Annotated in this window: 12 protein-coding genes; 10 read left to right on the top strand and 2 right to left on the bottom strand. The window is 57.3% G+C overall.

Going from position 1 to position 13,222, the window contains the following annotated elements:
* Positions 1-40: 40 nt before the first annotated feature.
* Complete coding sequence (locus CUN67_RS20325) at positions 41-742, bottom strand: autotransporter domain-containing protein (RefSeq protein WP_208717026.1); 702 nt, start codon at positions 740-742, stop codon at positions 41-43.
* 144 nt (positions 743-886) lie between these two features.
* Here CUN67_RS20325 and CUN67_RS20320 point away from each other — a divergent pair, with 144 nt between their 5' ends.
* The 9 genes from CUN67_RS20320 (at position 887) to CUN67_RS20280 (ending at position 10,077) form a co-directional block, all read left to right on the top strand.
* Positions 887-1,447: a DNA-3-methyladenine glycosylase I gene (locus tag CUN67_RS20320; protein ID WP_208717025.1), complete on the top strand. Its 561-nt coding sequence runs from the start codon at positions 887-889 to the stop codon at positions 1,445-1,447.
* A gap of 108 nt (positions 1,448-1,555) precedes the next feature.
* Positions 1,556-2,218 (top strand): OmpA family lipoprotein, encoded by a 663-nt coding sequence (locus CUN67_RS20315; RefSeq protein WP_208717024.1) that lies wholly within the window; start codon positions 1,556-1,558, stop codon positions 2,216-2,218.
* 155 nt (positions 2,219-2,373) lie between these two features.
* Positions 2,374-3,369: a LacI family DNA-binding transcriptional regulator gene (locus CUN67_RS20310; RefSeq protein WP_208717023.1), complete on the top strand. Its 996-nt coding sequence runs from the start codon at positions 2,374-2,376 to the stop codon at positions 3,367-3,369.
* 66 nt (positions 3,370-3,435) lie between these two features.
* Positions 3,436-4,461, top strand: a complete 1,026-nt coding sequence (locus CUN67_RS20305) for a LacI family DNA-binding transcriptional regulator (protein ID WP_208717022.1) — start codon at positions 3,436-3,438, stop codon at positions 4,459-4,461.
* Positions 4,462-4,670: 209 nt separating this feature from the next.
* Complete coding sequence (locus CUN67_RS20300) at positions 4,671-5,417, top strand: sugar phosphate isomerase/epimerase family protein (RefSeq protein WP_208717021.1); 747 nt, start codon at positions 4,671-4,673, stop codon at positions 5,415-5,417.
* Between the two features lie 10 nt (positions 5,418-5,427).
* Positions 5,428-6,372, top strand: coding sequence for a sugar kinase (locus CUN67_RS20295; protein WP_208717020.1), 945 nt, complete (start codon positions 5,428-5,430; stop codon positions 6,370-6,372).
* Positions 6,373-6,411: 39 nt separating this feature from the next.
* Positions 6,412-7,692 (top strand): MFS transporter, encoded by a 1,281-nt coding sequence (locus CUN67_RS20290; RefSeq protein WP_208717019.1) that lies wholly within the window; start codon positions 6,412-6,414, stop codon positions 7,690-7,692.
* 69 nt (positions 7,693-7,761) lie between these two features.
* Positions 7,762-8,736, top strand: coding sequence for a glyoxylate/hydroxypyruvate reductase GhrB (gene ghrB, locus CUN67_RS20285; protein WP_208717018.1), 975 nt, complete (start codon positions 7,762-7,764; stop codon positions 8,734-8,736).
* 93 nt (positions 8,737-8,829) lie between these two features.
* Positions 8,830-10,077 (top strand): valine--pyruvate transaminase, encoded by a 1,248-nt coding sequence (locus CUN67_RS20280; protein WP_208717017.1) that lies wholly within the window; start codon positions 8,830-8,832, stop codon positions 10,075-10,077.
* Here the strand turns inward: CUN67_RS20280 and CUN67_RS20275 are convergent.
* Positions 10,074-11,528, bottom strand: a complete 1,455-nt coding sequence (locus tag CUN67_RS20275; protein WP_208717283.1) for a PLP-dependent aminotransferase family protein — start codon at positions 11,526-11,528, stop codon at positions 10,074-10,076. The genes CUN67_RS20280 and CUN67_RS20275 overlap by 4 nt on opposite strands.
* 213 nt (positions 11,529-11,741) lie before the next feature.
* Here CUN67_RS20275 and CUN67_RS20270 point away from each other — a divergent pair, with 213 nt between their 5' ends.
* Entirely contained in the window at positions 11,742-13,208 is a 1,467-nt protein-coding gene (locus CUN67_RS20270) for a hypothetical protein (RefSeq protein WP_208717016.1), read from the top strand.
* The last annotated feature ends 14 nt before the right edge of the window (positions 13,209-13,222 follow it).

Raw genomic sequence — 13,222 nt, 5'->3', positions numbered from 1 at the left:
GCTGAGCTTGCAGTGTACCTGTTTTAGCGCGCGGAATCGCCTAAAAGCTGGCGCTGACGCCCAGGCTATAGATGAACTGTTCGCCGCTGCTCATGGCCCCGGTTTGTGAAAACGAGGCAAACGCCGACAGATGCTGCCCCAGCGGCATATTGGCACCCACGCTGACATCCATCCAATTGTTTTCCCGCCCAATCCCCTCATCGCTGCGTGGGGTAAAATTCATCTCCCCCAATTGATGGCTGTAGCTAATCTGTGCGTAGGGCGCTATCCAGCCAAGGCTGGAATCAACACGCCAGCCCAGCGAGGCGACCTGGTCAGGGTTGTTATGATCGATAAATTCACATTGCGGGCAGTTGAGAGACGAGGGATCGACCGCGTATTGCGCAATCGGCCCGGTGGATATCGTCTCACTCATCGGCATTTGCCAGCCGGCGGAGAGGCGGCTAGCAAACGGATTCGCGCCAACGCTGGCGGCTTCGGTATGCAGGTTAACACCCGCCCCATCCGGCGGGTTCAGCGCTGCATCCATCAGGCCTCTCTCGTTGTTTCCGGTCAATGTCAGGTGATTCTGGGAAATTTTTTCCGCCAGGATGGCGTCATAATCAGGCGAGCTGGCGCTGGTCGTATTCTGCTGGCTGCCCTCATCCCATGCGCGGGCAGGCAGGGCGCAGGCAGATAGCCACACACCAACAAGAGCCAGCGCAATAATGTGCTGGCCTGACCGCTGACTTTTCTGCAACATGAAGGACTCCTGACGAGCCAGATAGGAACCGGGCGTTTAGGTATTGGATAAAACAGTTATCGGCGCCCTTTGATTAACTATTAACCGATTATTGAATACGTCAAGGAAAGAGAAGTATTTTCCTCATGCTTTAGGAGCACTGCGATGCAACGATGTGGCTGGGTAACAAAGGATCCGCTCTATCTGGCGTACCACGACACCGAATGGGGCGTGCCGCAAACTGATAAGCGTGCCTTATTTGAAATGCTGTGTCTGGAAGGACAGCAGGCCGGGCTTTCATGGATTACGGTGTTAAAAAAACGCGAAAACTACCAGCGTGCTTTTCATCAGTTTGACCCACAGGCAGTGGCTGCGATGGATGAAGCCGATCTCGATCGGCTGATGCAGGACAGCGGCCTGATTCGTCAACGCGCCAAACTCTCAGCCATTATGGTGAATGCGCGTGCATTCCTCGCCATGGAAGCCAGCGGTGAAGACTTTTCTCGCTTTATCTGGGGATTTGTCGATAACACGCCAGTTTTGCATCATTTTCCCGATTACAAGCTGGCTCCGACCACCTCCGATGCGGCCATAGCAATGTCTAAAGCGCTGAAGAAGCGTGGTTTTAAATTCATCGGTCCCACGATTTGCTATTCCTATATGCAAGCCTGCGGCCTGATCAACGATCATCAAACTGATTGTTTCTGCCATCCTGCTAATCTCTGAGGCGATTCTTTACAATTTAAGACTTATTCTCACGCTTTCCCTCACGATTTAACGGCATAATCAGCACCGTTTTGGGTTTTTCCCCCCATTTAAATCGAAGGGACTTTTATGAATAAGCACACTGTTGCACTGGCCTTGTTACTGAGCGGCAGCCTGGCATTATCTGGCTGTACCACCAACCCTTACACTGGCGAATCACAAGCAGGGAAATCCGGCATTGGCGCGGGCCTTGGCGCCGTGCTGGGCGCGGGTGTCGGCATGCTGTCATCCTCGAAAAAAGATCGCGGTAAAGGGGCGCTGATTGGCGCAGCTTCCGGCGCAGCGCTGGGAGGCGGTATCGGTTATTACATGGATGTGCAGGAAGCCAAACTGCGCGACAAAATGCGCGGCACCGGCGTCAGCGTCACGCGCCAGGGTGACAACATCGTGCTGAATATGCCAAACAATGTCACCTTCGATTCCAGCAGCAGCAACCTGAAACCGGCAGGTGCCAATACCCTGACCGGCGTGGCGATGGTACTGAAAGAGTATCCGAAAACCGCCGTCAATGTGGTTGGCTTTACTGACAGTACCGGTACGCGCGCGCTGAATATGCGTCTGTCGCAGCAGCGTGCGGAAAGCGTTGCCAGCGCGCTGATTGTGCAGGGCGTCGAAGCCAGCCGCCTGCGTACCCAGGGCATGGGGCCGGATAACCCGATTGCCAGCAACAGCACCGAAGCCGGTAAGGCACAGAACCGCCGCGTTGAGATCACCCTCACCCCGCTGGGTTAAGTCGTCTTTTGGGCCTGCGCCGTCAGGCCCATTTCGCACGTTTTTACTCCACTTTTGACGCTTGCTGCTGCCCCTGCCCTCAAATATTATTCCCCCGTAGAGCCGCCGATTTCTTTATGTTAGCTTGATCAAAAATTGATCAATGGAAGCCCATCATGTCGCTGAAAGCCATCGCCTCCGTCCTCGGACTTTCCGTTACAACCGTGAGTCGTGCACTGAATGGCTATGATGATGTGGCTAAAGACACACGCAAACGTATTGAAGAAGAAGCCAGCCGACGCGGCTATCGTCCTAATGCCGCAGCACGCCACCTGAAGACCGGCCGCACCAACACGGTCGGGCTGGTGATACCCGACAGCGTATTGCCGCTGAGCGATAGCCATTTCACCGGCATGCTGCAAACCATTGATCAACGCCTTGCCCGTGAAGACATTGATCTGCTGATGCTGGCCGATAAACCGCAGGATCAGCAGCGCACTTTGCGTATGCTGCGCAGCCGCGCCATGGATGCGCTGATCGTCACCCACACCACCCCCGATGACATTCGCCTGCAACGTCTGCAACAGAAAGGCTTCCGCTTTCTGGCGCTGGGACGCAGCCAGCTGGCGCAACCCTATGCCTGGTTTGACTACGATAATCACGCCGGGGTGAAGCTGGCGACAGAACACTTTCTGGCAAAGGGCCTGACCCGGTTGGGGTGGATTGGCAGCGATGAACCCAGTTCCTTTGTGCGCGACCGCCGTCAGGGTTTTCTCGACGCCATCGCATCGCACCAACCGCCCGTTCCTGCCCCGGAGCTTGCCACCGTACCGCCCTCACGTCGTGCGGGTTATCAGCAAACCTCGGCCTGGCTGGCGAACGACCCTCAACCACAGGCGATCATCACCGATTGCAGCCCACTGGGTGAAGGTGCTGCGATTGCCTTGCAACAGGCCGGACGTCTCAGCGGGCCGCAGGCGATTCCGTTGTTTGTTTATGACGGACTGCCGCATGATTCGATTATCGATCACCCGGTCAATGCCATCCTGCAATGCTCACAGCAGCATGTTGGCGAAAAGATCGCCGAAATGGTGCTGCAATTGCTGGAAGGTACGCCCCCCGAACAGCTGCAAACCCTGTGGCAACCGCGTCTGCTCCTCACTTCTGACTAGCCGGTTGTTGCGCAGCGGTGTTCCTGTGATAGTCTTCGCCTGTTTCTTTTGATCCAGGTGTATGCAATGAAGACCAGGCCGCCCCGCGCGACTATCAGTGATGTTGCCCGTACAGCAAAAACCGGGAAAACCAGCGTTTCCCGTTATCTGAACGGCGAGCAGAACCTGCTGTCGCCCGACCTGAAGGCGCGTATTGAACAGGCGATTGCTGAACTCGATTACCGCCCCAGCCAGATGGCTCGCGGGCTGAAACGTGGACGTACTCGCCTGATTGGCCTGATCATTGCCGACATCACCAACCCCTACTCCGTTGATGTGCTGAGCGGAATTGAAGCCGCCTGTCGCAGCCACGGTTTTACCCTGCTGATGTGTAACACCAACAATGAGGTGGACCTGGAGCAGCATTACCTGCAACTGCTGAGCAGCTATCAGGTGGAAGGCATTGTGGTGAATGCTGTCGGCATGCGTGAAGACGTGCTGCGCCAGCTGCAACAGTCAATGCTACCGATGGTACTGATTGACCGCAAAATCCCTGATTTCGCCTGTGATGTGGTAGGGCTGAATAACCCGGAAGCGGCGCAACAAGCCACTCAACACCTGCTGGATAACGGTTATGAAGCGCTGCTGTTCCTCAGTGAACCTCTGGGCAGCGTCAACACCCGCCGCGAGCGCCTGGCTGCGTTCTTCAGCAGCGCGCAATCGCAGCCTGCGGTGCAGGCAGAAAACACCGAAGTCGCCCTGCATCAGCCCGCGCTGATGGATGCGGCGCTGCGCGATTTCCGCCAGCGTCATGCCGGAAAACGCTGCGCCATCGTCGCCGCCAACGGTGCCCTGACGTTGCAGGTGGCGCGCGCAATGCAACGTCTTAACCTCAACTGGGGCGAATCAATCGGCCTGCTCGGCTTCGATGAACTGGAGTGGGCTGCGCTGGCTGGCCCTGGCATCACCACCCTGAAACAACCAACCTGGCAGATCGGCTATGCCGCGCTGGAAAAGGTTATCGCGCGTATTGAAGGCGATGATCAACCGATCTCCGAGCAGGTGTTTTCCGGCGAGCTGATCGTGCGTGGTTCCAGCCAGCGGCTGCGTTGATTTATCCTGTCAGATGTCGCCTGCCCGGAGCGCATAAATGCGCTCCCTACAAGAACCCAGTAGGGTCACCATTTATGGTGACCGATTTCCCGCTACGGCTCACTTCGTGAGCAGGATCATACTTCCGCGATCTGTCGCTTTTCTTTGGAACCGGTTCCATCTAACGTTTTTATAACGTTTGGCAAGCTGTTTGCGCCCGGAGAGATGAGATGAAACCAGAAATTATCGTTGTAACAGCCGCTTACGGCACCACCAAAGTAGCAGAACTGGGCGGCCAGGCTGCGCTGCTGCCGCTGATTAAACAGGCAGGGGCGGATGGTGTGGAAATTCGCCGTGAATTATTCGGTGCCGATGAGATAAGCCAGCTGCCCGCGCTGGGTGAGGCTATTGCCCAGCAGGGGCTGAGCGTGTGCTATTCCGCCCCGGAAACACTGTACCTGGCCGATGGCGCACTGAATCCCCATCTGGCGCAACTGCTGCTCGAAGCCGGGCTGCTCGGCGCACAGCGCCTGAAGCTGTCGCTTGGCCGTTATGTCGAGCCGCACTTCGATGCCTTACTTGCGGTACTGAACGCTACCCCGGTCAAACTGGTGGTGGAAAACGATCAGACCGCCGATTGCAAACTGGCCCCGATGCAACGCTTTTTCCATCACGCCTTTGATGCCGCGCTGCCGCTGCAAATGACTTTTGATATGGCGAACTGGCACTGGACCGGCGAAGACGCCATGCAGGCGGCACAGCAGCTGAGCCGCTATGTCGGCTACGTGCATGTCAAAACTGCCGTGCCACACAACAACAGTTTCCGCGCCATCGCGCTGGATGACAGCCCCGAAGACTGGCGCGCCCTGTTGCAGGCGCTGCCCGGCGATGTCCCTCGCGGTATTGAATTCCCGCTGGAAGGCGACGATTTGGTGGCGGTAACGCGCCATTACGTTGACCTGCTGCGCGCCTGCTAAGGAGCTGACGATGTCCCAGACACAACTTGATGTCGTCACCATTGGCGAAGCGATGGCGATGTTTATCGCTGAGCAAACCGGCGATCTGGCCGCTGCCGGGCGTTTTACCAAACGCATCGCCGGTGCCGAACTTAACGTGGCAATTGGTCTGGCGCGCCTGGGATTGCAGGTGGGCTGGGTAAGTCGGGTGGGTGACGACAGCTTTGGTCGCTTTACCCTGCAACAGCTGGCAAAAGAAGCCGTTGATCATCGCTGCGTCACCGTTGATACGCGCTATCGCACCGGTTTTCAGCTCAAATCCCGCGTCGATGATGGCTCCGATCCTGAAGTGGAATATTTCCGTGCCGGGTCCGCCGCCAGCCATTTGTCGCGGGATGACTTCAATGCCAGCTATTTCGGCCATGCACGCCATCTGCATCTGAGCGGCGTGGCGGCAGCAATCTCCGACACCTCACTGGCGCTCTGTAAACACGCCGCCAAAGAGATGCGCGCCCAGGGCAAAACCATCTCCTTTGATCCCAACCTGCGGCCGGTGCTGTGGCGCAGCGAAGAGGAGATGCGTAAACAGCTAAACCTGCTGGCGGAATACGCCGACTGGGTACTGCCGGGCGAGCGCGAAGGATTGATTCTCACCGGCTACCGCCAGCCGGAAGCCATCGCTGATTTCTACCTGGATAAAGGGGTCAGAGCGGTGGTGATCAAAACCGGCAGCGACGGTGCCTGGTTCAAAACTGCCGACGGCGACAAAGGTCTGGTGGCACCGATTCGCGTCGACAAGGTAGTCGATACCGTCGGTGCCGGTGATGGCTTTGCCGTCGGCCTGATCAGCGCCCTGCTGGAGGGCAAAACCCTGCCGCAGGCGATCCTGCGCGGCAACAAAATTGGCTCGCTGGCCATTCAGGTGGCGGGTGATAGCGAAGGGCTGCCGACACGCGCCACCCTTGGCGATTATTAACCCCGTAGCGGCGCGATTTATCGCGCAGAGGATAAACGTATGAAAACGCAGACAATCGCGCCAAAACGCTGGTGGTTTATCATGCCCATCGTGTTTATCACCTACAGTCTGGCGTATCTCGACCGCGCGAACTTTAGCTTCGCCTCGGCCGCAGGCATTAACGACGACCTTGGCATCACCAAAGGCATGTCATCGCTGCTCGGCGCGCTGTTCTTCCTTGGCTACTTCTTTTTCCAGATCCCTGGTGCGGTGTACGCCGAACGCCGCAGCGTGAAAAAGCTGATTTTCTGCTGCCTGGTGCTGTGGGGGCTGTGCGCCTCGCTGACCGGGGTCGTCAGCAATATCCCGATGCTGGCGGCCATCCGCTTTGTCCTCGGCGTGGTGGAAGCGGCGGTGATGCCCGCGATGCTGATTTACATCAGCAACTGGTTCACTAAATCCGAACGTTCGCGCGCCAACACCTTTCTGATCCTTGGTAACCCGGTGACGGTGCTGTGGATGTCGGTAGTGTCGGGCTATCTGATCGATTCCTTCGGCTGGCGTGAAATGTTTATCTTCGAAGGGATTCCGGCGGTGATCTGGGCCATCGCCTGGTGGTTCCTGGTGCAGGACAAACCGGCGCAGGCGAAATGGATGAGCGACAGCGAGAAAGCCGCGTTGCAGGCGCAGTTGCAGAAAGAGCAGGAAGGTATCAAAGCGGTGCGTAATTACGGCGAAGCCTTCCGTAACCGTAATGTTGTCCTGCTTTGCCTGCAATACTTTGCCTGGAGTATTGGCGTGTATGGCTTCGTGCTGTGGCTGCCCTCCATCCTGCGTAACGGTACGCAAATGGGTATGGTGGAAGCGGGCTGGCTGTCGGCGGTGCCTTATCTGGTCGCCACCATTGCGATGATCGTGGTGTCGTGGGCCTCGGATAAGATGCAGAACCGTAAACTGTTTGTCTGGCCGCTGCTGCTGATTGGCGCGCTGGCTTTCCTCGGTTCGTATCTGGCAGGCTCCAGCAATTTCTGGCTGTCATATGCGCTGCTGGTGATTGCCGGTGGTGCGATGTACGCCCCGTACGGTCCGTTCTTCGCCATCATTCCGGAAATGCTGCCGCGCAATGTGGCAGGGGGCGCGATGGCGCTGATTAATAGCATGGGCGCACTCGGTTCCTTCGTCGGCTCATGGATTGTAGGCTATCTTAATGGCGCAACCGGTAGCCCGTCGGCCTCTTACATTTTTATGGGGGCAGCCCTGCTGGCGTCAGTCTGGCTGACGCTGGTCGTCAAACCCGCTGAAAACAAAACGCCGCCGCTGCACGGGGCAAAACACGCCTGAAAGCGTAAGCTGAAATGACTTTTCCGGGCGACGCTGGTCGCCCGTCACTCGTTCTACAGGGAGCAAAAGATGAAACCTGCTGTGATTCTTTACAAGAGCCTGCCGGAAGACCTGCGTGCCAAACTGGACGCGCATTTCACCGTGACCGAAGTCAGCGATATTTCGCCAGAAAGCGTCAAACAGCACGCGGCACAGTTTCAACAGGCGCAGGGGCTGCTGGGTTCCGGGGGTAAGGTAAACAGCGATTTACTGGCGCAGATGCCCGCGTTGCGCGCCTGTTCCACCGTGTCGGTGGGTTATGACAATTTCGATGTCGCGGCCCTCAGCAAGCAGGGCGTGGTGCTGATGCACACGCCGACCGTGCTGACCGAAACCGTCGCCGACACCATGATGGCGCTGGTACTGAGCAGCGCCCGCCGCGTCACCGAACTGGATGCATGGGTGAAAGCCGGTGGCTGGCAAAGCAGCATCGGCCCGGAAAAATACGGCGTGGATGTCCATCATAAAACCCTCGGCATCCTCGGCATGGGCCGCATCGGTCTGGCGCTGGCACAGCGCGCGCATTTCGGTTTCGGTATGAAGATTCTGTACAACGCACGTCGTCAGCATAGCGAAGCGGAAACCCGTTTTGGCGCACGCGCCTGCGATCTGGAAACGCTGCTGAAGGAGAGCGATTTTGTCTGCATCAGCCTGCCGCTGACCGAGCAGACGCATCATATGATTGGTACTGCACAGCTGAAAATGATGAAGCCGAGCGCCATTCTGATCAACGCCGGACGCGGCCCGGTGGTCGATGAGCAGGCGCTGATCGCGGCCTTGCAGGACGGCACCATTCACGCTGCGGGTCTGGACGTGTTCGAGCAGGAGCCCGTCCCTGCCGATTCCGCCCTGCTGAAGCTGCCGAATGTGGTGACGCTGCCGCATATCGGTTCCGCCACCCATGAAACCCGCTACGGCATGATGAGTGATGCGGTGGATAACCTGATCGCCGCGCTGACCGGCAAAATCGAGAAGAATTGTGTCAATCCTGAGGTAGTGAAATAAGGCTTTGCACCTTTTCCCCGCCTGACCATTGCGCCTGCCTGTTGCGGGCGCTATGGTTGTGCCCAATCAGTCATCACAAAGTTTTAACCTGCTATGTCTTTTTCACAGTTCGGCGACAAATTTACGCAACATTCCGGTATCTCACGTCTGATGGAAGATATGGGTGAAGGGTTGCGTACCCCCGGCACCATCATGCTTGGCGGCGGCAATCCGGCGCAAATCCCGGCCATCAACGACTATTTCCACCAGCTTTTGCAGCAGATGCATCAGGAAGGCAAGCTGAGTGAAGCGTTGTGCAACTACGACGGCCCGCGCGGCAAAGCGCTATTGCTTGATGCGCTGGCAGCCATGCTGCGCGAGGAGTTCGGCTGGCCATTAACGGCGCAGAACATCGCGCTCACCAACGGCAGCCAGAGCGCGTTTTTCTATCTGTTTAACCTGTTCGCCGGACACCGCGCCGACGGCAGCAAAAAACGCGTACTGTTCCCGCTGGCCCCGGAATACCTCGGCTACGCCGATGCCGGACTGGAAGAGGGTTTGTTTGTCTCCGCGAAACCCAACATCGAACTGCTGCCGGAAGGCCAGTTTAAATACCACGTCGATTTTGACCATTTGCCGCTGAATGACGAGGTTGGCCTGATCTGCGTATCACGCCCGACCAATCCGACCGGTAACGTGATCACCGATGATGAACTGTTGCAGCTGGATGCCCTGGCACAGCAGCATCAGGTGCCGCTGCTGATTGATAACGCCTATGGTGTGCCCTTCCCCGGCATTATCTTTAGCGAAGCGCGCCCGTTGTGGAATCCCAACATTATCCTGTGCATGAGCCTGTCAAAACTCGGCCTGCCTGGTGCGCGTTGCGGCATTATCGTTGCCGATGAAAAGACCATCAGCGCCATTGGCAACATGAACGGCATTATCAGCCTTGCACCGGGCAGCATCGGCCCGGCGATCGCCAACGAGATGATTGCGCGCGGGGATTTATTGCGTCTGTCGGAAGAGGTGATCAAGCCGTTTTATCAGCACAAGGTGAGCGAGACGATCGCCATCATTCGCCGCTATTTACCGGAAGATCGCTGCCTGATTCATAAACCGGAAGGGGCGATTTTCCTCTGGTTGTGGTTCCGCGATTTGCCGATCTCCACCGAAGCGCTGTATCAACGTCTGAAAGCGCGCGGCGTGCTGATGGTGCCCGGCCACTTCTTCTTCCCCGGTCTGGAACAGGAATGGCCGCATACCCATCAATGCATGCGCATGAACTATGTGCCGGACGCAGAGAACATTGAACGCGCGGTGCAGATCCTGGCGGAAGAACTCGAAGACGCCTGGCGCGCTTAATCCTGCTTTGCTTCTACCAGTGACAGCTGGCACCACTGTGCCAGCTGGCGAATCGCCTGCTCCACTTCCGCATTCCAGCCAAACCCGGCGTTGAGCCGGAAGCAGTGATCGTAGCGGTGATCGGTCGCGAAGATATGCCCCGGCGCAATGCCAATCCCGGCGTTGCGTGCCTTGAGAAATAACGCACGCACATTCAGCGCCTGCACCGGCATCTCAACCCAGAGCACATAACCCCCTTCCGGATCGGACACCCGCGTGCCCACCGGAAAATAGCGCAGCACCGCCTGGCGCATCTGGCGGATCTGATTCGCCAGTTCACGACGCAGCTTACGCAGATGGGCATCGTAACCGCCATTACGCAGCAGCTCGGCAATCGCCGCCTGCGACAGCACCGAGGTACCCATGGTTGAGGTGTACTTTAGCGAGGCGATTTTGCGCATGTAGTTGACGCTGTGCACCCAGCCAATGCGAATGCCGGGTGCCACGGTTTTCGAGAAGCCGCTGCACAAAATAACGTTCGGGCTGAAGGCGCGCATCGGGAACGGCCGACGTTCGCCAAAGGCGGTATCACCGAAGATATCATCCTCAATAATCACCACATCGTTTTCATCCGCCTGACGCGCAATATAGGCCTTCTGCTCGTTGGGAATACTTTTGCCCAGCGGGTTGTTGATGTTGTTAATACTGAGGTACGCCTGCACCGCCTGGCGCTGGAACAGCGACGTCAGTTTTTCCACGTTGACGTACCCTTCCGCCCCCGCTTCCACTTCAATCACCCGCAGGTTGAGGTTGTGCAACATTTGCAGCAGCACGAAATAGCACGGCGATTCCACCGCCACGATATCACCGGGGCGCGTGGTGGCACGCAGCGACAGCGAGATCGCCTCGATGCAGCCATTGGTGATCAGGATGTCATCGGCGTTGATGTTGCAGCCATAATCCACCGCGCGGCGGGCGATCTCCGCTTTGAGCGGCGCATAGCCGGTGCCCTTGACCGTATTGCCCAGCAACGCCGGTTTGCTGTAGCCCATCTGACGCATCAGCAGGCCAATTTTCTTTACCGGATACAGCGAGATATCGCCGTTTGCCAGGTCCAGTCGTACCCGACAATCCGAGCCGACCATCGCCAGATGCAGCTCAGTCTGTTCATCCAGCGGTGCGATTTCACGCGGCTGCTCGTGCGCAACCATCGGCAATTTTTTGTCCGCTTTGCGCGGTGCCACAAAAAAACCGGACTTAGGACGCGCGACCGCATAGTGCTCATCCTCAAGGGTGCGTAATGTTTTCAACGCGGTGGTCATGCTGACATGGTACTGCGTCGCCAGGGTGCGAACCGAAGGCAAGCGGCTGTCTGGCGGCAGCGATCCGCTGTGAATCGCCTGTTTGATCTGTTCTGCTATCTGACGGTAACGACTACTCTGACTCTCCTGTTCTTCCGTCTCACCCGCCATCTGTTCCACCCCATATCGTGCTGATCTGTGCGTATCCATCAGATTACATTCAAAGTAGTTTAGGCTGCATCTGTTAAATAACGATGCGTATCAGTGGCTGATCAACCGCCACGACTGAGAAATTCATTCCGTAGCACCTTCGTGGCCTGTTAGCCGCAATGTTGTCGAACTCAAGGCGACTGCGATTTTATTAGCCAAAGGAAAAAGTGAAAAATGAATAATCTGTCCACCATGATGAGAGAAATTGAAGGATACCTGTCCAGCGCCATTCTCGAATCAGCCCAGGCCTGTTCCCGCCGTTTGCTCGCCGCTCTACCTGATACGCATCATCCCGAAAACAACCGTGTGCTGCTCGCCTATGGCGGTGGCAAAGACAGCAGCTACATGGTGGCGTATGTGCGCTACATCCAGGGGCTGATCTGGCAACAGCGTGGCAGCACCTTCCAGCTGCGCATCAGTACCAACCGCCATGCGGCGATGAACGACAGCGTGATGGAGAACATCGATCGCGTCTATCGCGCGCTGCATATCCACAACGATGACTTTACCGAATGTCTGGTGACCGACGGATTACAGATTCGTCCTTTTGCCCGGCATTTGCCGATGCCGGAAGCGGTGCGCCAGCAAAATCGCCACGATGTGCTGATGAATGGCCACCGTTTCCGCGCCGATGCGCGTTCCACCTTTTGCAACGCCTGCAACCTCAGCATGGTGAACTCCTTTGGCCTTGCTGCGCACTACGATGGCGGGGTGGATATGATCATCACCGGCGATTCCCCGCAGGAGCAGACAGCCTACCTCGCGTGGGCGCGCCATCTGTCACGGCTGTTTAATGCGCCAGTGGCGGATAAATCACGCGGCTTTAGCGGCTTTCTGCAAACCCTCGATGGCGTCGCCGAACGTTATTTTGCCGATGTCTACGGTGCCGATCAGGTCACTCCTGCGCATCGCATCACCTGGCAGCTGGCCCGCGACCCGCTGTTCTTCAATATCTATCAGGACACCGCCTATGAAGCCGGTGCGCACTGGGCGTTGCTGACGGAGTTTATGCATTTCCGCTTCGACGAGTTGATGTTCAGCTTTTCCGAATCGGACTGCGGCAATCCGACGTTAATGGCACATCTTCGCGGTCTGCGCGCGGAAACGCTGTTGCAACGGAGCTACGCCGAAGGCATTCGCGAATATGTGCGCTTTGCGCTGGGGTTGATGCAGCAAAAGGATTTCCCGCCTCAGCTGATACAGGAGATGGCGGCGCGCTACCAGGATGATGACGCGATCGCGCGGGCGCGTCAGCGCGCGGCACAGTTTGCTGAACAGGCATTTGGCCTCAACGAAACCCAGCTGGTGTGCATGATTTATTCGCCATTTATCGCCAGCGGCAGGCAGCTGGCGGCCTGGTTACATCAGCTGCCGCACCCACCGCAGGAGCAGGCCGTGCGCGCGCTGCTGGCGGGGGAGAGCAACGAAATCCAGCTGGCACAACAGCTGGAACAACTGTCCGGCCTGACCATCACCCAAATGCGCCATTGCTGGCGCAGCGCACAAGTCAGCTCACTGCTGGATAACCAGCAGCACGATGCCCTGTCGCGCGTGTTGCGCTTCGATCCACACAAAGCGGTGATTCAGGTAAACAATGGTGTCCTGCAGGACATCGTCACAGAAGTGATTTCCGGGCGCTGACCCGGTAAGGCTAA

Source organism: Pantoea cypripedii (genome assembly GCF_011395035.1).
Lineage (GTDB): Bacteria > Pseudomonadota > Gammaproteobacteria > Enterobacterales > Enterobacteriaceae > Pantoea > Pantoea cypripedii_A.
The sequence above is the reverse complement of the archived record's forward strand: the minus strand, read 5'-3'. Positions and strand labels throughout refer to the sequence as shown.